Below are 20,415 nucleotides of genomic sequence, written 5' to 3' on the forward strand. Positions count from 1 at the left end.
GGTGTCTCCTGTGTTTACTTGAATACCGGCATACCACCGCCGTCACCCGAATCACCAAACGGATTCAAGTCCGCACCGTATTCAGCCTGCATCTCGATCTTGACCGTACTAGGATCCACGGTCACACCCGTGCCCTTGTAATGCGTCACCATGCCTGGGAATAGCAACACCACGGCAATCATGACAATCTGGATGCAGATAAAGGGTACGGAGCCCCAGTAAATATCGCCTGTGGCCACACCTGGGATCTTCTTCTGGGTCACTTTATCGACGTACTCATCCTTGGGCGCCACCGAGCGCAAATAAAATAGTGAGAAGCCAAATGGTGGATGCATAAAGGATGTTTGCATATTAACGGCTAAGAGCACACCAAACCAGATTAAATCGATGCCCATCTTGTCGGCCACCGGCCCCAACAATGGCACGATGATAAAAGCCAGCTCGAAGAAATCCAGGAAAAAAGCCAGTACAAACACCAGCACACTGACCAGAATCAGAAAGCCGTATTCACCGCCGGGCAGGTCAAGCAGCAGGTGCTCCACCCACAGATCGCCATCGACACCCCGGAAGGTCAGCGAGAAAATGGTGGAACCGATCAGAATGAACATCACAAAGCAAGACAGCTTGGCGGTGGTATCCATGGCTTGCTTGAGCAGATCAATACTCAAACGACGACGGCTGACCGCCATCAGGATCGCACCCACCGCGCCCATGGCCCCCCCTTCGGTTGGCGTTGCGATACCCAGAAAGATGGTCCCCAGCACCAGAAAGATCAGGCCCAGGGGCGGAATCATGACAAACACCACGCGTTCGGCCAACACCGACAGCAGGCCCAGCTTCAGCCATTTGTTGATCAGCGCCATTACAAAGGCCACGCCGCCCACCAGCAAGATGCAAATAACGACCTTCTCGTCTACCGGACCATTGGGATCAACCCAAAACTCATCCAGCACATAACCGGCCACCAGCGAGATCAACAACAGCACGCACAAGGAGCGTGTACCCGAACGGCCATTGGCCTGCGAGTAAGTACGATGCTCGGCAGGAATCGGAGGCACGTCCTTGGGGCGCAAGACAGCCAGAATCAAAACATAAAGCAGATAAGAGCAGGTCAACACCAAGCCTGGCACCATGGCTCCACGGTACATATCGCCAACCGAGCGACCCAACTGATCAGCCAGCACAATCAGCACCAGAGAGGGCGGAATGATCTGCGACAAGGTCCCTGACGCCGCAATCACCCCGGTTGCCAATCGTCGGCTGTAGCCGTAACGCAGCATGATGGGCAAGGAGATCAGGCCCATGGAAATAACCGACGCCGACACCACCCCCGTGGTGGCAGCCAGCATGGCCCCCACAAACACCACAGCAATGGCCAGGCCACCCGGCATGGAGCCAAAGAGCTGACCAATCGTATCGAGCAGGTCTTCCGCCATGCCCGACCTCTCCAGAATCAGCCCCATGAAAGTAAAGAAGGGAATCGCCAGCAAGGTATCGTTGGCCATGATCCCAAATACCCGCAGCGGCAAGGCCTGGAACAGGGACCAGTTGAACAGGCCCATTTCCACGCCGATCAGACCGAACACCATCCCATTGGCGGCCAGCGCGAAGGCCACCGGAAAGCCCAGCAGCAAGAAAACAATCAGTGATGCAAACATCACCGGCGCCATATTAGCGATAAATAAATCCATCATGATCGGGTTCAGCCTTTGTGTTGATGCGCTAACTTGGCCTGGGCTTGCCGTGCAATTTCTTCAGCCAGCAATTCTTCAGACGTTTTGCTCTGCAACTTCTTGTTGGGGTTGGGACAAGCGCCACGCAAAAAACCAATGCACTTGATCAGATGCGAGATCCCCTGCAGCGAAATCAGGGCAAAACCAATGGGAATAATCAATTTGGCGGGCCAGCGAATCAAGCCACCGGAGTTGGAAGACACTTCCTGAGTCAGGTAAGAGTCCATGAACACCGGCCAGGACAAGATCATGATGGCAAGACAGGCAGGCAACATGAACAGCACCACACACACGGCTTCGATCACTATTTGTTTGCGCTCGGACAGGCGTGAGGCCAGCACATCGACGCGTACATGCTCATTGCGCAAGAAGGTGTAGCCGCCCGTCAGCAGAAAAAGCGCACCGAACAGATACCATTGCACTTCCAGCCAGGCATTGGAGCTGATATCGAAAAATTTGCGCGCAAAGGCGTTATAGGAGCTGATCACCACAACCAGCAGAACCACCCACATGACCACTCGGCCACAGAGCTGATTCAGGCTGTCGATCGCCCTTGATAGTTTGAGTAGTAATTGCATCAATCCCCCAGATTTTCTGCGTTGAAATAAGGGTCTGTTCACACGATGTAAGCAAAGCGCGTTAACAGGCCCTAGTTGGTATCCACCAAGACCGAAACGGGTGGCGCACTCTTGTAGGGCTTGGCCGGCCATACCCCAGGCGCCTGACAAGCAGGCGACCCCGATTGACAGGCGCCTGCGCCTGCCCACAGCGATACGCCCCGCCCTCTCTTTCCTTGCCCCCGTTCTATTTATCGTCTTGCGTCGTCTACGCACTTAGGCGCGCCGGAAAAGTCCCTTGAAGCGGTCCCACAAAATGCTGAAAAACATCTTGACCGGATTGAACTCGGCCACGACGGGCTCCTCGCCTTCTGCCAGCGGTTTTTCCAGGCGCAGGTTTACGTTCTTGCCGAACTCCGCAATCATGCGGCGCACGAAATCCTGAACCAGCCCGGAGCGCGAAAACTGCGCCAGTGGCCCTTGCAGCGAATACACCAGTTCCACTTCCACGCGGCTGCGCTCTTGGCCATCCGGATTGACCTGAAAGCTGACATCGCCACGCGCACGCGATTGGCTCAAGGAGTCCACGCCCTCACCGCGCAGCACGGCGGCACGGCGTTCGTTGTCTTCTTCCAACGTGGCATTGCCCTTGAAGGCAGCCGACATGGGGCCAAACTTGATGGCGATCTTGCCTTGTACCGTGGCCCCTTCCTGAGACTCGATCATCGCGCCGGGCAGACAGCCCGCCACTTTGGGCAAATCCTTCATGAAAGCCCACACCTGATCGGCCGGGAAACGGGCATCAAAACCACCTTGAATGGCTTGGCCTTTGCCCTTGTCGGCACGACCGGACGCGGCGGGTGCTGCAGCGGCCACCGGAGCGGGCGCTTGCACGTCTTCCTGGACAGCGTCAAACGTCGTAAAACCGTTCTGGTTCCAGTCTTGCTGCACGTTTTGCACCACAGCGGCGCGCAAGGCGTCTACCTGGGCATCGGGCTGATCGCGCAGGGCTTGCAGCACGGACAGAATGGCAGCCGTAATGCCTTGATAGCCGGTACAGCGGCAAATATTGCCGGACAGTTCAATGCGCACACGGGCTTCGTCTGCGTCGGGCAAACGCAGCACGATATCGCGGCTGGTGGCCAACATGCCAGGCGTACAGAAGCCGCATTGCAAAGCATGTTTTTCCGAAAAAGCGGTACGCAGACGGCTCATGATCGGGTCGTCGTCGTAGCCCTCTACGGTGGTGACTTCGTGCCCATCGCAAGCGCCGGCAAAGGTAATGCAGGAGCGCACCGGACGACCATCCACCAGCACCGTACATGCACCGCACACACCGTGCTCACAGCTCAGATTGGTGCCGGTCAAACGGCTTTTCTCGCGGATGAAATCACCCAGATGGGTACGCGGTTCGGCCTCGTGCTTTTGCTGACGGCCGTTAACTTGAATCGAGATTTCTGCCATGTCTTAACCTTTCACACCCAGCGCTTGCTTCAGGCTGCGCTCTACGACCGTACGGAACAGCACCTGATGGGCCTCGTCCCGTTGTGCCAGATACGGCTGCAAGGCCGCTGCAATGATGTCCCCTTCCAGGACGGCGGCCCCTTGTGCAGCCACTTTCACGGCCAGCTCGGGCAAGGAGCGCGGTGCGCCTTCCATGGCACCAATCACTACGCGCGCCGTGCGCGTGGCCGGGTCGAAATAGCAAGCACAACTGGCATCGGCAAATTCACCCACTTTGCGGGTGAATTTGTAGTAACCCCAGCGGGCCGAACCGGACACCTCAGGCACATCCACAGACTCAATAAACTCACCAGCTTCCAGCACCGTGGTGTAGGCGGCCAACATGAATTCGCTCATGGGAACAGTGCGGCTGCCTTGGGTTCCACGCACATTGATGCGTGCGCCCAAAGCGACGCAGGTCAGCACCCAGTCTGCCGCCGGGTCCGCATGGGCCAGGCTGCCACCCAAAGTGCCGCGATTGCGTACCCCCCGGTAAGCAATGCGGCCCGCCACTTTCTGCATCATGTGACCGTGCAGCAATTCGTAAATACCATCTTCAATCTGAGCGTGGGTCACGGCTGCGCCGATACGCACGTGTCCTTTAATGGCTGTGACCTGACGTAGCTCGGGCACGGCCGATACATCCAGCACACGACCTGGACGCACCAGCCGCAAATTCAACATGGGGCCCAGGGACTGGCTGCCGCCCATCAGGCGCAGCGCTGAAGGGTCGCTGCCATAGGCATCCTGGATCTGTTGCAGGCTCTGGGCCTGTTCGTATTCAAACTTGGCGGCCTTCATGCCTGAACCTCCGACACGGGCTGTTTATCTTGTTGATTGACGGGCTGTGCGGCAGCGCGAATGGCGCTTAGCAGTCGATGCGGCGTCACGGGCGTATGCGAGACCTGGGCTCCCGTAGAGCGCAAGGCATTGTTAATGGCCGACATGATGGCAGCGGGAGGGGCAATTGCGCCGCCCTCGCCCATGCCCTTGGCACCAAACTCCGTATTGGGCGACGGGCTTTCCATGTGTTCGATATGAATATTGGGCACTTCGCAGGCACCGGGCATCACATAATCGGCCAAGGTCGATGCCAACGGCTGGCCAAACTCGTCATAAGGCATTTCTTCATACAAGGCGGTGCCAATCCCCTGGGCAATCCCACCAATCGTCTGGCCTTCCACAATCATGGGGTTGATCATGACGCCACAGTCTTCCACCACCACGTACTTGAGCACTTCCACGCCACCGGTACTCGGATCAACCGCCACCACCACGGCATTGCTGGCGTAGGTGAAGCTGCCTGTATCGACTTTGGGCTTGTAACCGACGGACAGTTCCAGACCTTGCGGGTCCACATCCTCGGGCAAATGCTGCGGGTTGATGTACCAGGCATCGGCCACTTGGGCGATGCTGATCTGCCGGCCATCGGCACTAAAGGTATCGCCTTGGTGCTGCATGTGGTCCACATCCGTTTTCAGCATATGCGCGGCAATCTTGCGTACGCGTGGCAGCAGCTCTTTACAGGCCTTGGATACCGCACCGCCCGACATCACCAGGGAGCGCGAGGCGTAAGTGCCAGTGGAAAAGGGCGTGCGGCCCGTATCACCGTGCACCACTTTGATCTTGGCCACGGGAATACCCAGAATTTCGCTGGCGATCTGGGCAAACGAGGTTTCCATGCCCTGACCGTGCGAGTGCACACCCACACGCACTTCCAGACCGCCGTCCGGGGTCATGCGTACAAACGCCTGATCGAAACCAGGAATCACCGCTGTGCCCCAACTGGCGAACACGGAGGTGCCGTGTGCGGACTGCTCGGTATAGGACGCCACACCCAAACCAATCAAACGACCATCGGGCTCACCCTTAGCCTGACGAGCCAGCACGGCATCCACATCCACCGCAGCTAAAGCGCGACGCAAACTTTCTGGATAATCCCCCGAGTCGTAATGCTTATTGGCCACGTTGATGTAAGGCATTTGCTCGCCTTGCACCAGATTCATCAAGCGAATTTCCCAGGAGGGCTTGCCGACCGCCAACGCGATCTGATCCATCATTTGTTCAATGGCCAGGCAGACACCCGTACGGGCAACGCCGCGATACGGCATAAAGCCTGGCTTGTTGGTGCCCACACCGCGTGTGCGGCAACGGTAGCCACGGAAATCGTACGGACCGGGCAAGTTGCCCAGGGCCTGGCCTACTTCCAGACCCACGGTAAAGGGCCAGACGGAGTACGCGCCGCCATCAATATCAATTTCAGCGTCCAGCGCCAGCAGGCGGCCTTCATTGCTGATGTGTGCTTTCAGTCGGTACTGGTGTTCACGGGTATTGGCGCCGGCAATCAAGTGCTCACGGCGATCTTCCATGAAACGGAACGGCTTGCGGAAGGTCTTGGCTAACCAGGCCACACATAGCTCTTCCTGGTGCAGCACACATTTATAACCAAAGGCGCCGCCCACATCGGGGGAAATCACACGCACCTGAGCCTGATCCATACCCAGAAACTGGGCAATGCCGGTACGGTGCATGTGTGGGATCTGACTGCCGCAATACACCACCAGTTGATCAGCCTGGAAATCCCAATAGGCCAACACCGCCTTGCCTTCCATCGGCAACATGCACTGCCGCGACAGGCTGACAGAATGCTCGATTACGCGGTCAGCACGGGCAGCGTGCTCTTCAAAGGCCACGTCCGAGCGCAAGGTCACAAACACATTGTCCTGCCAGCCTTCATGCAACAGATCCCCCTGCGCGGCCAGCGAGGCCGGCACACTGCCATAAACCGGCAGCTCGTCATACAGGGCTTCGATCTCCTCAAGAACGTCCTCGGCCACGGCGCGGCTCTCACCAAAGGCCAAGGCAACCGGTTCGCCCACATAACGCACGCTGCCCGAGGCCAGCGGCGGCATGCTGGAGGCCTGATAGCTGGGCAAGGTGGACGCGGCGTAAATATCCTGACAGTCCGGCATATCGGCGCGGGTAATGACCTGTGCGCGTGCGCTGTCTTCAATATTGATCTGACGGATGCGGGCATGCGCCATGGGGCTGCGCAAGAAGGCGACTTCCTGTAGCCCCGGCATGGTCATGTTTCCGATGAAGTTGCCCTGGCCATTGAGATGGCGCGCATCCTCCTTGCGAAGGATACGCGCACCCACTCCTTGGCCACCCGGGCGTGACGGGTGACTGTGCTGACTCATTTCACTACCTTAATAATGTGCTGCTTAACTGCGCTTGCCCAACTCGCTGAAGGTGAAGTTGTCCAGGGCGCTTTCGGCAACCCGGAACCAACTGGCCTCCTGCTCCTGGAAGGCCTTCCAGCCTGGATAGATCTTGGCAAAATCAGCGTTGCTCTCCGACAGTTCCTTCCACAGCTCCTGAGACTTGTCGTAAGCGGCCTTCATGACGTCCTTGGGGAAGTAACGCAGCTTGGCACCATCGGCCACCAGCTTGCGCAAGGCACTGGGATTCAAGGCATCGTATTTGGCCAGGCTCAGCATGGTCTGCTCGTTACAGGCAGTCTCGAAAGCAGCCTTGAAATTGGCAGGCAGAGCCTCCCAGGCTTCTTTGTTCACCATGGAGGTCAAGGATGCACTGCCTTCAAACCAACCGGGGGAATAGTAAAAAGGAGCGACTTTGTTCAAGCCCAGCCTTTCATCGTCGTAAGGACCAATCCATTCGGCAGCATCAATCGTGCCTTTTTCCAGCGAGGAGTAAATATCGCTGGGGGGAATCTGCTGAGGTACGGCACCCAGTTTGGACAGCACCATGCCACCAATACCGCCAATACGCATTTTCAGACCTTGCAGGCTTTCCAGGTCTTTGATTTCCTTGCGAAACCAGCCCCCCATCTGCACGCCCACATTACCGGCCACAAAGTTCACGATGTTGTATTGGCTGTACATATCGCGCAGCAATTCCAGACCGCCACCGAAGTGGATCCAGGAATTGTGCTGACGGGCGTTCATGCCAAAAGACAGGCCAGTGTCAAAGGTCACGGCGGTGTTCTTGCCCACAAAAGCGGTACTGAGCACGTGGTTACATTCGACAGTGCCATTGCTGATGGCATCCATATTCTGCGCGTAAGGCACCAGTTCACCACCGGGGAACGCGCGAATTTCAAATTTGCCCTCGGTCAGTTCGCTGACACGTTTGCACAATGCTTCGGCCGAGCCGTAAATAGTGTCCAGACTTTTGGGCCAACCGGTGGACATGCGCCAGCGCACGGTGGGGCTGCTTTGTGCGATTGCAGGGGCAGCGACCGCTGCCAGACCTGCACCTGCGGCCGTTGCCGATTTCAGCAGAAAACTACGACGCTCCATCACTCACCTCTTTGTATTTTTTAGTGTATTGACACCCCTTGCTCGATAGGGGCCTGGGTAGCTGCCCGCCAGTCTGACCTTATGCTCGGACAACTGCTGTCTGAACCTTGCCAAACCGTCCCCCCAAGGGGCCAGACGGACGTTCAAAGCAGTGTTGCTACGCTGTAAAATTCACAATCACCGCCTCAATAATAGTAAGTGTGCTGATTAATTAATTTTTGGTCAAGCAGGGAAACTACTGACGCATGTCCTTGATGAGATAAAGGAAAGCACCATCAATAGCTTAAACCTAAACTAGCGCAATCCCTTATAAAAACGATATTTTATTTTATAATTTATACAGTATACTGACTAATTGAAAGCACAACCTGGAGACAGCTTTGAACTGGATAAAAATTTCCGAAACCGATGCCATCGACAACGAAGAGTCCCTGGCCATCGAGTGGGAAGGCAAGAAACTGGCCCTGCACAAACTGGACGACGAGTTCTACCTGACCGACAACGTCTGTACCCACCAATATGCCCTGCTGTCCGACGGCTATCTGGAAGACGGTTGTGTGGAATGCCCCCTGCATCAGGCCAAGTTCTGTTTGCGAACCGGCAAGGCCATGAACGCCCCGGCCACGGTGGATATCAAGGTCTATCCGCTGCGTATTGAAGGCAGCGATATTCTGGCTGACTTTAGCCAGGCCTGAGCTTTTTTCTGCTGACGAGACGCAACATCATGGCACACCACACTTCCGTATTGATCATCGGCGCTGGCCAAGCGGCTTCGGTGCTGGCGCGTGAACTGCGCAGCCTGGGCTATAACGGCAGCATTACCTTGGTAGGCGACGAAACTCATCTCCCCTACGAACGTCCGCCACTGTCCAAAGACGTGCTCAAGTCCAGCGCGACCACTGACAGCGTGTTTTTGCAAAAAGCCGAGTTCTATCAAGAACAACATATTGAACTCTTGCTGGGCACCCGCGTGCTGTCTCTGGATTGCACCGAGCGTCAGGCAACATTGAGCAATGGCCAGACCTGGCGCTTTGAGCACGCCGTGCTGGCCACAGGCGGCGCGGCTCGCGAACTGGCCCTGCTGCCCGCCAGCCAGGCCAACGCCTTGTATCTGCGCACGCTGGACGATGCCCTGAGCCTGCAAGCCCGTCTGCATCCCGGTTTGCGCACCCTGGTTATAGGTGGTGGTTTCATGGGTCTGGAACTGGCCTCTACCGCCAGCGAAACCGGCGCACAGGTCACTGTCATTGAAGCGAATGAACGTCTGCTGGCGCGCAACGCCCCTACCCTGCTGTCGCAATGGTTGCTGGAGCGTTTCGAGTCACAAGGCATCACGGTGCGTCTGGGTCAGGGTGTGCGCCAAGCTCACTTTGTGGCACAGAACGAGCATCCCGTTCAGTTGGAACTGAATGATGGCCAGATCCTGAATGGCGATCTGGCTATTGTGGCAGCCGGTCTGACTGCGAACTCCGCCTTGGCCCGGGCCAGCGGCATTGCGGTAGACGAGATGACGGCTGGGATTATTGTGGATCGCCAGGGTCGCACCAGTGTGGCGGGTATCTATGCCGCCGGTGATTGCGCCACACAAATTTGCCCCGACACCGCCGTGCGCACGCGCACCGAATCCTGGCAGAACGCCAATGAGCAAGCCCGTCAGGTGGCCCACGCCATTGTCGGGCAGGATGCCCCTACTGCACCCATTAGCTGGTTCTGGACGGATGTGCTCGGTTGCAATATTCAGATGCTGGGCCAAGGCAGCCCGGATCTGCACTATCAGGTACGCGGCGTCATGGACAGCCAGGGCGATGCCATCAGTTTCATGTTGCTGGCATTCGAGGGCCAGCATCTGCGCCACGCGATTGCCGTCAATGCTGGTGCAGATCTACGCGCCTTACGCGGTGTCATGGAACAGAACCTGCCTGTCGATCCGGCCATCGTGCTGGACCCGACAACAAAACTGCGCCAGTACGTGAAAGAAGCCGCTCGTACGGCCCAAGTCTAAGAAAGAGAAGCGGCCTGCGCCGCCTCGTCATCACGAATCATTAAAGAGTTATCAGAGGAGAACCCCATGTATCAGACGCAAACGGTGATAGGCCAGACGGTCGGGTCCAAAGACCGCCCTGTCGAGCAATGCACCTGGCCCGAGGATGTGCTCAACACCATTCCGGATTGGGTCTACACCAGCAACGACATCTACAACCGCGAGATGGAACGCATTTTCCACGGTGACACCTGGAACTTTGTCGCCCTGGAAGCGGAGATCCCCGATTCGGGCGACTACAAGCGCTCATATGTGGGTTCCACGCCGGTGGTGGTGGCTCGTGCAGAGGATGGCAGCATCAACGTGTTTGAGAACCGCTGTGCACACCGGGGCGCCGAGTTCTGCCGCCACAACCAGGGCAACACCAATGAGTTTGTGTGCCCGTATCACCAGTGGTCTTACAGCCTGAAGGGTGATCTGCAAGGGATTCCTTTCAAGCGCGGTGCGAATAAAGAAGGCGGCATGCCTCGCAGCTTCAAGAACTCCGAACATGGCCTGAAAAAACTGCATGTGACCACGCACAATGGCGTGATTTTTGCATCCTACAGCGACCAGGTCGAACCGATTACGGAATACCTGACGCCTGAAATCCTGAAGGATTTCGAGGCTATTTTCCCCGGCAAAAAACTGAAGATTCTGGGTTACTACCGTAACGAGTTGCCTTGCAACTGGAAGATGTATCACGAGAACCTGAAGGATCCCTACCACGCAACCTTGCTGCATTCTTTCCTGGTGGTATTTGGTTTACTGGTTGCAGGCAACAAGTCGCAAATGTATGTGGACCCTGTGCACGGTCGTCACGGCTATATGGCCTCGGCCAAGTCCGAGGACAAGTATGCCGAGGTCAGCGAGGACAACAAGAAGGAAATGCGTTCCTTTGTGGACGATATGCGTTTGCGCGATGAGCGTTTCCTGGACTACATCAAAGAGTTCGATTCGCCTTGGTCGGTCACCATGCAAACGATCTGGCCCAACCTGATTGTTCAGCGCGAGATGAATACCTTGGGTGTGCGTCAGATTGTGCCCAATGGCCCGAATAGCCTGATCATGCAATGGACCATGTTTGGCTATGAAGACGATACCGAGGAGATGACTCGTCACCGTCTGCGTCAGGGCAACCTGATGGGCCCTGCCGGTTTCCTGGGTCTGGAAGACAACGAGGCCATGAAGTTTGTGCAGGAAGGGGTACGTCGTTCCAGCAGCGAGGTGAACATCATCAAGCTGGATGAGAGCAAGCTGGGTACGTCCAATACGCTGATCTCGGAAGCGGCTATTCGCTCCATGTACCAGTACTACCGCCAAGTGATGGATCTGTAAGACGAGCTGACTTATGAAAATGGATTTTTCTTTCAAACCCGCCCAGGTTTCTGTTGAGCGTGCTTTGGCGTTGAAGGCGGAAATTGAGCTTTTCAATGCCGAGTACTGTGCCACGTTGGATCGTGGCAATGTTGAGGACTGGCCCCTGTTTTTTGTGGAGGACGCGGTTTACCGGGTTACTTCACGCGAGAACGCGGATCTGAATTTGCCGGTGGGCCTAGTCTATGCCGAAGGGCGCGACATGATGCACGATCGTGCGGTGGCGATTGCCCGCACGCAGATGTATGCCCCGCGCTACATGCTGCATCTGGTCACGGATGTTCGTGTGATCAGCGAGGCGGACAATGGTGACATTGAGGCCGAGGGTAATTTCATGCTGATGCAGACCTTGGTGGAAGGGCCTTCTACTGTGCATCTGGTGGGTAATTATTTTGATACGTTCACGCGTGTGGAGGGTCGGTTGATGCTCAAGGAGCGTCAGGTGATTTTTGATACGTCCATCCTGGCGAACGATCTGGTGTTCCCGGTATAAGTCCGTGGTTTGCATCTGATTTTAAAACTGTTTTTTGTGTGCTGTTTCCGAGCCACTTGAGTCAGAAGGTCTTCTGATTCCTTTGAGCACCCTTCTTTGTTGAGGGGTGCTTTTTTTTCTTATTTATTGGGCAGAGGGCTTATGTCTGGCGCAATGTCAGAGATATGAGACCTTAGGGCTGGTAGCGCAGGCTTGGGGGGCCTATCAGGCCTGGAGGAATTCAGGTTAGTCAGGGTGGGGGGTAAAGGAAGTCTCTGTGAAAACGCCATTCAGTCAACCTGCTGGGGTGTTGGGCTGAGCACTTGCCGGTGCTGCGCACCGGTGCCCTTGTCAGGAGATAGCTACGGGCGCATCCTGAACTCGCCGGGTACTTGGTCCCCCGGACCAAGTACAAGCGCCCGACTCAAACAGCAGGATGCTTGCACCCCTACGCTATCTCCTGCCCGCGGCAAGTACTCTGATCCGCCCCTACACCCCAGCAGGCTGACTAAACGGCTCACAATGGCTTTTTATCTACCAAGCACTTACTGACTTTTTGAACAGACAGGGCCTCTTTCCTTGCTCTTCTGCATTTCCTAAACGCCCATCGTTTTGCTCTTTTTCACTCTCCTCTGCAAGTGCCGTTTGGGCTTTAAACCATGTTGCTTGTTTTCTTGTGCGGCCCAGGTTCGGCTTGGCGGGTGAGTCAGGGTTCTTGCCACGGGCAAATTAACGAGGCGGGATGCAAAAGGCGTGCTGTTTAAGGAGCACGCCTGCGGTCGGTCCGGGTGAGCAGTCGCGCTCCGAGTTCACGGCCCGCCCGCAACGGCGCACTGACAAGGGCACCCACGCACGGCATGAGCAAGGGATCCGCCAAGACAAGCCACACAGGGGCCCTACAAGAAAACGTTCCACCGCAATCCTTGCGGCCCCACGCCGCTGCCAGAAATAAAAAAGCCCCCGAGAGCCATCCGGCTCCCAGGGGCACAGGTCCGATAGCCCGCCCCCAAGCGGCAGACCATCGATACTCAATCACAAGGCTATCAAAACAGACTTGTTAACGACGACTCATGTCTATCAAGCACGGACGCCCATCCAGGCCATGATGAAACACATCGTTCTTCTCAAATACTCAAGAGCTTGAATCGCTTTAAAGACCAATCAACTTCATCGCTTCTTCCCGCGTTGCCACGGTGGCGTACTTCTGACGCATGTCGAAGAGGTTAGCCTCGTGTGGGCCAATTGCACGGTCACCCACGCAGTCCGACACCACCAAGGGGCGGAAGCCCAGTTGCATCGCATCAACCACGCTGGAACGTACGCAACCGCTGGTAACCGCACCGGCGACCAGCAGTGTTTGCACACCACGTTGGGTCAGCCACGCCGCCAAGGGCGTACCAAAGAAGGCCGACGGCACGTTCTTGCGAACAATAAATTCACCGGGTGCAGGAGCCAACTCCGGCACGATGTGGCTGTTATGCGCATCTTCGGTCAGACCCAGCATGCCGGGGACCTTAATGCTGAAAATGTTGTTATCTGCACCATCATCGGCATACACGATACGAGTGTGCGCCACCGGCCAGCCCTGTTCACGCGCCGTTGCCAGCAAGGTCTGCGTGTTCTCGATGGCTTCAGGAATATTGCCGCCACCAAACACCGCCGGGTCAGCAAAACCATTCACCAGATCAATAATCAACAAGCCATACGGAGCCTTAGGCTCCAGCGTCGACCCAAACCCTTGTTGAGCGTAAACCGCTCCCTCATTCGTACTCACCAACGCCTCCGTCCAGTACTTTGCCATCACGCACGACGGCGCGGCCATCCAGGCTGACCGTGCAATGTCGCAAAGGAATATCAATGTGGCAGGCCGTCGTGCGATTACCGCCCGCCTCGTTGTTCGGCCCCAGGGAGAACAGGAAGTTACCCTCGAACGCGCGCGCATCCATGCCAATGGTGTTCTCACGCGAGTACAAGCCCAAGGTGGACCAGTGGGCGCGTGGCTGCAAACCCCAACCAATATGGGAAATCGCATAACCTTCGGGATCGTTGAAGGTCTTCATGTATTCGTCCAGCAGTTCGGCTTCAATACCACCTTCAATCTTGGTGGCGTAGCCGTTTTCCACGGTCAGAATGATCTGCTCAGTCGAGTATTTCTTTTGTGGCAACAGAATGTCGCCCTTGTCGATCACGATGGTGCCGTTGGTGCTCAACTCATTGGGCCAGGTCAGCACAAAACCGCTAGGCCAGTGATCCCAACGACCGGGTTCATCTACAAAACCGTATTCACGAATCGCAGGGAATTCACCCAGTGGGCAACGCAGATTAGTACCAGCAGGCGAGGTAATGCTCATTTCCTTGGCGGCCTTGATCAAGGCGGCCGCCGCTGTCACGCGTGCGCGATCTGCTTCCGTTGGCACGGTACGAACCAGAATTTCGGGTGGCTCCACGGCCAGCAGAATCTTGGTACCCGACTTCAAAATGTCGATCTGCTCGGGCGAGAACAACAGGGTCATCAGGTCCAAAACCAGATCGCTGGCTTTCAAGGCGGCGATCGCCGCTTCGTTACCCGTCAGCGGGGTCGTACCCAAGTACGCCAGCGAGTCACGGCTCAAGGCTTTTTCCGCATTGACCGGCAACAAGTCCAAACGATTGACAATCGCGCCCATGGACTGAGCGGCAATCTGCGCGCACTGCATGGTCTGGGGGTGCGTGGTCGAGCTAGTCAGCAAGGTCACGGTTTGACCCGCTTGCAGCTTGGACAGGCGCAGCACCTCTTGCCATGCTTCGATAAGTTGATAATCACTCACTGCCATTTTGTCTCTCCTTGTAAGGCAGCTCGGCTTCAAACCGACATGCCTAATCACGACAGGGCCACCTTGGTGGCCCTTCAACATCACACCAAGCGCTGGCCCAGAAAGTCACCGAAGGCTTCGTAAAAGCCGGCTTCGTTGTCCCAAGGAATCATGTGACCGGCGTTCGGCACACGAACGTGCTGAACGCCCGACGCCAGTTGCTGAATCTCGGCCACATCCTCATCACGCACTACATCGCCACGCTCGGCGGTCATCAGCAAGGCAGGCACCTTCAAATGCGGGAAGTCGACGTGAATATCGTCGGTGTGGAAACCTTCAAAACTGGCCAGAATCGCAGGCTCGTGGCAGGTGTGCAGCCACTGGGCACGCAATTGCAATTGCTCTTCGGTCCAGGTCGGGCAGAAGGCGCGCATATCCTCAGCCGTGCAGCCCTTGCGAGCCATGGCCATGGAATCCACGTACCAGGGCAGCTTGGAAGGATAAGCACGACGATCCGGGCCGGAGACCGGCGGATCAACCATCACCAGACGGTTCAGACCATCGCTGTTCTTGTGAGCCGCACGCAAACCAATGCGGGCACCCATGGAGTGACCGACCACGATGTAGTCTTTAAGACCCAAGGCTTGAGCCAGGGCGATCAAATCATCGGCCTGTGCATCCAGGCTGTAATCCATGCCCTCGGCGGCTTCACTCAAACCGCGACCACGCACGTCCTGAATGTAGGTGTCAAAGTGCTTGCCGAACTGCTCACCCACAAAGCCCCAGGTCACCGCCGGGCTGGTAATGCCGGGCACGATGATGACGGCAGGACGTTGATCGCGACCCTCGCTGGAACCGCCGTAGCGCAGGTAATGCTGACGAATAGCGTTAGCGTGCACATGAGCGCCATACAAAAATGTGCTCATGCTTAGCTCCGGTCCAGCTTGAACAGACGGGCCGCGTTGCCGTAGCACACCAGCTCGCGTGTCTTGTCATCCATAGGCGCTGCTTCGATGAAATCAGCAGCCAGTTCCGTGGATTCATAGGGGTAGTCCACCGAGAACAACACGGCTTCGGCACCCATTTCACCAATTGCGCCCATCAGCGTCGGTGCGGAACAGACCCCCGAAGTGGTGATCAGAATATTGCTGCCGATGTACTCGGACGGCTTGCGCTTTAAGGTGACACCGTGCGGATAGACCGCAAAACGGCTGTCGTAGCGCCAACGCTGGAATGGCAGGCCTTCACCCATATGACCCAGCACCAGCTTCACTTCCGGGCAACGGTCAAACACACCACCGAACAACATGCGCAGCGCGTGGGTGCCGGTTTCTACACCCCAGCCCCAGGTCGCCCCCACCAGCTCCGGGTGGCCTGTGTAAGCGTGTGGCATTTCGTAAGCATCAAAGGGGTGCAGATAGAACGGCACATCCAGCTTCTGCACGGTTTCCCAGAAGGCATCGTATTCGCGGCCATCGTAGTACACACCATGCGTGTGACCGTTGACCAAAGCGCCTTTCAAGCCCAGATCCTGCACAGCGCGCGTCAATTCCTGCGCGGCGGCAGCCGGGTCCTGCATGGGCAAGGTAGCAAAGCCGCCCAGGCGATCGGGATGGTGTGCAATTTGCTGCGCCAGGAAATCGTTGTTCTGACGCGCGCGCTCGATCGCGACGGACACATCTTTTTCCACCTGTACCCCAGGGCCGGTCTGCGACAGCACGACGTACTCGATACCGGCACGGTCCATTACCTCTAGACGCTGCGCGTCGAAGTCATGCAAACGAGCCATCAGTTCACGTGCGTCGGCGCTGTCAATGTGTTTGACAAAGGCCTTGGAATAATCCTCAAAGCCAACGGCGTTGAAGTGCTCCTCCAGTGCTATTTTTTTAATACGTTTCACCGTAAATTTTCCCTAAATTATTGATTTACATAAGGTCAATCGTTTGACCCCCCAACAATATCTATCAGTATGCTGATTATTATTGTTTTCAGCAAGTCGGGAAATCACATATACTTTGGGGCGTGGACAGCGCCTGTAGACAAGACTACAAATCAGAAATCGGGGCTTCTGTTCACGCTAGCGTAGCCCTGCTTTCCTTGTAGACGCCGACCTTGCTGCCGTACCCTTTGCAGGTCGTCCCGCTTTCCGTGTGCTGCCCTTTTGGCAACAGGCTGAAAGCCACTCAATCGATGACTGACTTATCCATGAACAATCACGCCGAGCTAAAGCAAGAAGAACGACTGGAAGCCGACGAGGCCGACATCCTGGGTCCAGTGGAAGAAGAAAATGCCGAGCTGTATCGACACAAACTGTGGTCACGGCCCGGTTTTCTGGTTCGCCGTCTTAACCAGATTCACTACGCCATGTTTTACGAGGAATGCAAAAGTGACCTGACCCCGGTTCAGCACGGTGTCCTGTCTGTGTTGATGGGTTCACCCTGGCTGGATCAAACCACGATCGGCTACGAGCTGGGGCTGGATCGCACCACCTCGGCCGATGTCATCCGCAGGCTGGAGGAAAAAGGGTTGCTGGGTCGTCGTATCAACCCCGACGACCGCCGCTCTCGCCAGACCTACATCACCGAAGCCGGTCTGGCAGCCATGCAGGAAATCAGTAGTGGCATGAACCGCGCCCAGGAACGATTGCTGGACCCGCTAACCGCCAAGCAGCGTCAAACCTTTATGTCCATGCTGACCCGCGTGGTGGAGCACAACAACCAATATGGCCGTGCTGCCCTGAAAAACATGTGACCAGTTCGGGGGGTATCAGCCCCCTCGCGCATACCAATCCGGTAGTTCAAAAGCATGCGCTGGTAGTTGATACAGCTGGCGCAAACGGGCCTGACTGAGCATGTCGCAGGGCTGGCCCTGCGCCAATATGCCCCCATCCCGGTACAAGATCACCCAGTCCGCCACGCGGGCCGCATGCTCGGGTTGATGCGTACACAAGAGCACACCCAGACCTTCCTGACGCAAGTGCGAGACCTGATCCAGTACGCGCAATTGATTCGCAAAGTCCAGGCTGGAGGCAGGCTCGTCCATAATCAGAAACTGTGAACGCTGCGCCAAGGCACGTGCAATCACACACAGTTGACGCTCCCCTCCGCTGATCTGATCAATACGTTTTTGAGCCAGTTGCCCGATACCTAAGCGCTCCAGGCAAACGCCCACCCATTGCCGGTCGGCTGCCCGTGGTTGGCTATACCAGGCCAGCTCACTGGCACAGCCCAGCAAGACCCACTGCTCTACCGTGAAAGCAAAGGCAGAATCCTGCGCTTGCGGTACATAGGCCAGTTGCCTGGCCAAGGCACGCGCACGCCACTGTTCCAAGGGCTTGCCCTGCACCTTCACCTGTCCTCCTAAAGGCGGCTGCAGGCCCAGCAAGGTACGCAGCAAAGTGGACTTACCGCTGCCATTGGGGCCGAGTAAACAGACGACCTGCCCGGTCTGTACACGCAGGTTCACATTGCTGGCGACTTGCTTGCGCCCATAGCCCACGGCCAGCTCAATTGCTTCCAAGCCTTGTTCGCTCATCGCTGCCTCGCACCACGAGCCAGCAACAACAAGAAGCCGGGAGCCCCTACCAGAGCCGTCAACACACCCAAGGGCAATTCCAGCGTGCCTATGCTGCGCGCCAAGGTATCGGTTAACAACAGAAAGGCGGCGCCCACTAACAAGCAGACAGGCAATAGACGGGAGAAATCCGGGCCGACCAATAAACGAGCCGCGTGCGGAATCAACAAACCGACCCAGCCTATGATGCCCGCCAAGGCCACACATACCGCCGTCATCAAGGTGGCGCAAACAATCAGCAAACAACGCAAGGCAGAGACGGGCATGCCCAGGGAACGGGCCTCGTCATCTTGCAGAGCCAGGACATTGATACGCCAACGCAAAAGCCAAACCGGGATAATGCAGGCCGATACCATCAACGCAGCGGGCCAGACTTCGTAGGAGCGCACCGCGCTTAAGCCGCCCAGCAGCCAAAAGGTCATGGAGGGCAATTGGGAATAAGGGTCGGCCAGAATTTTGATAAGCGATAAGGCTGCGCCGAGCAAGGTGCCGACCGCCATCCCGGCCAGGACCAAAATCAGGACAGGTGGATGATGACGCAGCATGCGTGCCAGACTCAAGACAATGCCCACCGCCAGCAAACCGCCCACAAAGGCCGCCATCTGCACGCCAAACAAGGAGAAGTTCAAGTAGATGGCCAGAATCGCCCCCAGACCTGCGCCCGAGGACACCCCCAGAATATCGGGTGACACCAGGGGATTGCGGAACATGGTCTGATACGCCGCGCCTGCCGTTGAGAGCGCCGCCCCCACCAGCAAAGCCGCAGCAATACGCGGCAAGCGTAAATCCCAGACAACGCGTACCGCCTGACTTTGCGAGGTATCCGGGTCACTTGAAAAACCAGCCGCTAAAGCTCGCAGTACATCCGGCCCCGACAAAGGGTAAGCCCCCTGCCCCAGCGCAAACACCACAAGGACGGCCAGAATCAGTCCCAGAAAAAGCAGCAACAGCCCGTAGGGCAAACCCAGCTTCATGAATTTTGCGTTGAACCCAAAGGGTCCAGCCCTTGCACCAGTCGCTTGATCTGCTCGCTGTCCAAAGACATGCCGTAAAAGGCTGAGTAGAAATCCTGCAACTCTCCCAGCATGCGTGGTATGGCCTCACTACCTTCCAACAAGGCATTCAACCAGATCACACCAGCTAAGCGATTGATTCCCGGCGGGCCATCCAGCCAGCCAAAAGGTAAAGCAGGCACACGGTACAAACGCCCTTCTCGCACCGCCTTGAGCTGATTCCAGGGAGCTTGGGTACGCGCCAATTCAAAGAAAACGTCGTCCTGGGCAAACAGAATGTCCGGGTCCCAGGCCAATAATTGTTCGTAGGAAATACGGCCCAGACGATTATCGGTTTTCTCGTCACCCATTACCGTCAGGCCGCAAAGCCGCAGCACCTCGGTATGAATGGACTGACCCATACCTGTTTCCAGGCCATCATTACCGCGTGCCAAATAGGCTTTCAAGCCCTTGGCTCGGGAGCTGGCGGCTTGATGTGCGCTGTCTAAAATGGCTTGGGCGCGCAAGGCCAATTGCTGGCCGCGCTCGGCTTGCCCCAGAATCTGCCCGGCCTGACGCAACTGCGCCGGGCTGTCGTTCAAACGACCATCCAGCAAGACATAAGGCACGCCCGTCTGCTCTTGCACGGACTTGGCAGCCGACTCGTAATAAGGATTCACATCGCCTATATCCAGCACCATATCGGGTTTTAAGGCCAGCAGGCTTTCCAGGGACAAGGTACTGCCCCGACCGGCCAAACGGCCCAGATAAGGCAAAGAAAAACCAGCGGCATCCATCATGCTGCGCGCAGCCGGAGCCAATTGAAAAGGCCACCCTAAAAGCGTATGAGGGGCCAGGCAATACACCAGTACCGAAGCGGGCGGACCAGCGGCCACCACTCGGCCTACGTAGGCCGGATCGGGCAGTTGACCCGCCACGCTGACAGGCAGACTGATCGGGGTGCTGGTCCCGGCCTGCTCAGACCGGGCCTGCAAACGGGCAGAAGGCGCCACAAGCGGCAGTGCCGCCAAGGCACGTACTATGTCACGACGCTTCATCCCGGCCTTCCCCCTT

The 20,415-nt window shown here is 56.9% G+C and carries 18 protein-coding genes; 5 read left to right on the top strand and 13 right to left on the bottom strand.

Going from position 1 to position 20,415, the window contains the following annotated elements:
* Window positions 1-14: 14 nt before the first annotated feature.
* From AB7E06_RS15480 to AB7E06_RS15505, 6 genes are all read right to left on the bottom strand, one after another.
* Window positions 15-1,691: a TRAP transporter large permease gene (locus AB7E06_RS15480; RefSeq protein ID WP_094198425.1), complete on the bottom strand. Its 1,677-nt coding sequence runs from the start codon at window positions 1,689-1,691 to the stop codon at window positions 15-17.
* An 11-nt stretch (window positions 1,692-1,702) separates the two neighbouring features.
* Window positions 1,703-2,311 (bottom strand): TRAP transporter small permease subunit, encoded by a 609-nt coding sequence (locus AB7E06_RS15485; RefSeq protein ID WP_199827836.1) that lies wholly within the window; start codon window positions 2,309-2,311, stop codon window positions 1,703-1,705.
* A 255-nt stretch (window positions 2,312-2,566) separates the two neighbouring features.
* Window positions 2,567-3,754 (bottom strand): xanthine dehydrogenase family Fe-S subunit, encoded by a 1,188-nt coding sequence (locus AB7E06_RS15490; protein ID WP_094197634.1) that lies wholly within the window; start codon window positions 3,752-3,754, stop codon window positions 2,567-2,569.
* Between the two features lie 3 nt (window positions 3,755-3,757).
* Window positions 3,758-4,594: an FAD binding domain-containing protein gene (locus AB7E06_RS15495; RefSeq protein WP_346548977.1), complete on the bottom strand. Its 837-nt coding sequence runs from the start codon at window positions 4,592-4,594 to the stop codon at window positions 3,758-3,760.
* Complete coding sequence (locus tag AB7E06_RS15500) at window positions 4,591-6,993, bottom strand: xanthine dehydrogenase family protein molybdopterin-binding subunit (protein WP_121739535.1); 2,403 nt, start codon at window positions 6,991-6,993, stop codon at window positions 4,591-4,593. Before AB7E06_RS15500 ends, AB7E06_RS15495 begins: the two co-directional genes overlap by 4 nt.
* Before the next feature lie 24 nt (window positions 6,994-7,017).
* Window positions 7,018-8,115: a TRAP transporter substrate-binding protein gene (locus AB7E06_RS15505; RefSeq protein ID WP_094197637.1), complete on the bottom strand. Its 1,098-nt coding sequence runs from the start codon at window positions 8,113-8,115 to the stop codon at window positions 7,018-7,020.
* 380 nt (window positions 8,116-8,495) lie between these two features.
* Here AB7E06_RS15505 and AB7E06_RS15510 point away from each other — a divergent pair, with 380 nt between their 5' ends.
* The 4 genes from AB7E06_RS15510 to AB7E06_RS15525 all read left to right on the top strand — a co-directional run bounded on the left by AB7E06_RS15510 (window position 8,496) and on the right by AB7E06_RS15525 (window position 12,005).
* Window positions 8,496-8,810, top strand: a complete 315-nt coding sequence (locus AB7E06_RS15510) for a non-heme iron oxygenase ferredoxin subunit (RefSeq protein WP_094197638.1) — start codon at window positions 8,496-8,498, stop codon at window positions 8,808-8,810.
* Window positions 8,811-8,839: 29 nt separating this feature from the next.
* Entirely contained in the window at window positions 8,840-10,117 is a 1,278-nt protein-coding gene (locus tag AB7E06_RS15515; protein WP_094197639.1) for an NAD(P)/FAD-dependent oxidoreductase, read from the top strand.
* Between the two features lie 66 nt (window positions 10,118-10,183).
* A complete protein-coding gene (locus AB7E06_RS15520) occupies window positions 10,184-11,473 on the top strand; it encodes an aromatic ring-hydroxylating dioxygenase subunit alpha (RefSeq protein ID WP_094197640.1) in 1,290 nt (429 codons plus the stop codon).
* 13 nt (window positions 11,474-11,486) lie between these two features.
* Window positions 11,487-12,005, top strand: a complete 519-nt coding sequence (locus AB7E06_RS15525) for an aromatic-ring-hydroxylating dioxygenase subunit beta (protein ID WP_094197641.1) — start codon at window positions 11,487-11,489, stop codon at window positions 12,003-12,005.
* 1,129 nt (window positions 12,006-13,134) lie between these two features.
* Here the strand turns inward: AB7E06_RS15525 and AB7E06_RS15530 are convergent.
* The 4 genes from AB7E06_RS15530 to AB7E06_RS15545 all read right to left on the bottom strand — a co-directional run bounded on the left by AB7E06_RS15530 (window position 13,135) and on the right by AB7E06_RS15545 (window position 16,676).
* Window positions 13,135-13,758, bottom strand: a complete 624-nt coding sequence (locus AB7E06_RS15530; protein ID WP_230019240.1) for an N-carbamoylsarcosine amidohydrolase — start codon at window positions 13,756-13,758, stop codon at window positions 13,135-13,137.
* Entirely contained in the window at window positions 13,745-14,797 is a 1,053-nt protein-coding gene (locus AB7E06_RS15535) for a 2,5-dihydroxypyridine 5,6-dioxygenase (RefSeq protein WP_346548976.1), read from the bottom strand. The genes AB7E06_RS15530 and AB7E06_RS15535 overlap by 14 nt, the downstream gene beginning before the upstream one ends.
* An 80-nt stretch (window positions 14,798-14,877) precedes the next feature.
* On the bottom strand, window positions 14,878-15,702 hold the full coding sequence (locus AB7E06_RS15540) for an alpha/beta hydrolase (RefSeq protein ID WP_346548975.1): 825 nt from the start codon (window positions 15,700-15,702) through the stop codon (window positions 14,878-14,880).
* Between the two features lie 2 nt (window positions 15,703-15,704).
* Window positions 15,705-16,676 (bottom strand): amidohydrolase family protein, encoded by a 972-nt coding sequence (locus AB7E06_RS15545; protein WP_094197645.1) that lies wholly within the window; start codon window positions 16,674-16,676, stop codon window positions 15,705-15,707.
* Between the two features lie 290 nt (window positions 16,677-16,966).
* On the opposite strand from AB7E06_RS15545, the gene AB7E06_RS15550 reads away from it, so the two are divergent.
* Window positions 16,967-17,527 carry a MarR family winged helix-turn-helix transcriptional regulator gene (locus AB7E06_RS15550; RefSeq protein WP_123050173.1) on the top strand — a complete coding sequence of 187 codons (561 nt, stop codon included), beginning with the start codon at window positions 16,967-16,969 and terminating at the stop codon, window positions 17,525-17,527.
* A gap of 15 nt (window positions 17,528-17,542) precedes the next feature.
* Here AB7E06_RS15550 and AB7E06_RS15555 read toward each other — a convergent pair whose 3' ends face one another.
* From AB7E06_RS15555 to AB7E06_RS15565, 3 genes are read right to left on the bottom strand one after another with little or no spacing between them, the layout of a single operon-like run.
* The gene (locus AB7E06_RS15555) at window positions 17,543-18,310 is read right to left on the bottom strand and encodes an ABC transporter ATP-binding protein (RefSeq protein WP_121739538.1); all 768 of its coding nucleotides are present in this window, start codon (window positions 18,308-18,310) and stop codon (window positions 17,543-17,545) included.
* A complete protein-coding gene (locus AB7E06_RS15560; RefSeq protein ID WP_094197648.1) occupies window positions 18,307-19,323 on the bottom strand; it encodes a FecCD family ABC transporter permease in 1,017 nt (338 codons plus the stop codon). The genes AB7E06_RS15555 and AB7E06_RS15560 overlap by 4 nt, the downstream gene beginning before the upstream one ends.
* Window positions 19,320-20,399, bottom strand: a complete 1,080-nt coding sequence (locus AB7E06_RS15565; protein ID WP_346548974.1) for an ABC transporter substrate-binding protein — start codon at window positions 20,397-20,399, stop codon at window positions 19,320-19,322. The genes AB7E06_RS15560 and AB7E06_RS15565 overlap by 4 nt, the downstream gene beginning before the upstream one ends.
* Between the last annotated feature and the right edge of the window lie 16 nt (window positions 20,400-20,415).

Source organism: Alcaligenes sp. (assembly GCF_050255915.1).
Classification (GTDB): Bacteria; Pseudomonadota; Gammaproteobacteria; order Burkholderiales; family Burkholderiaceae_B; genus Alcaligenes; species Alcaligenes aquatilis.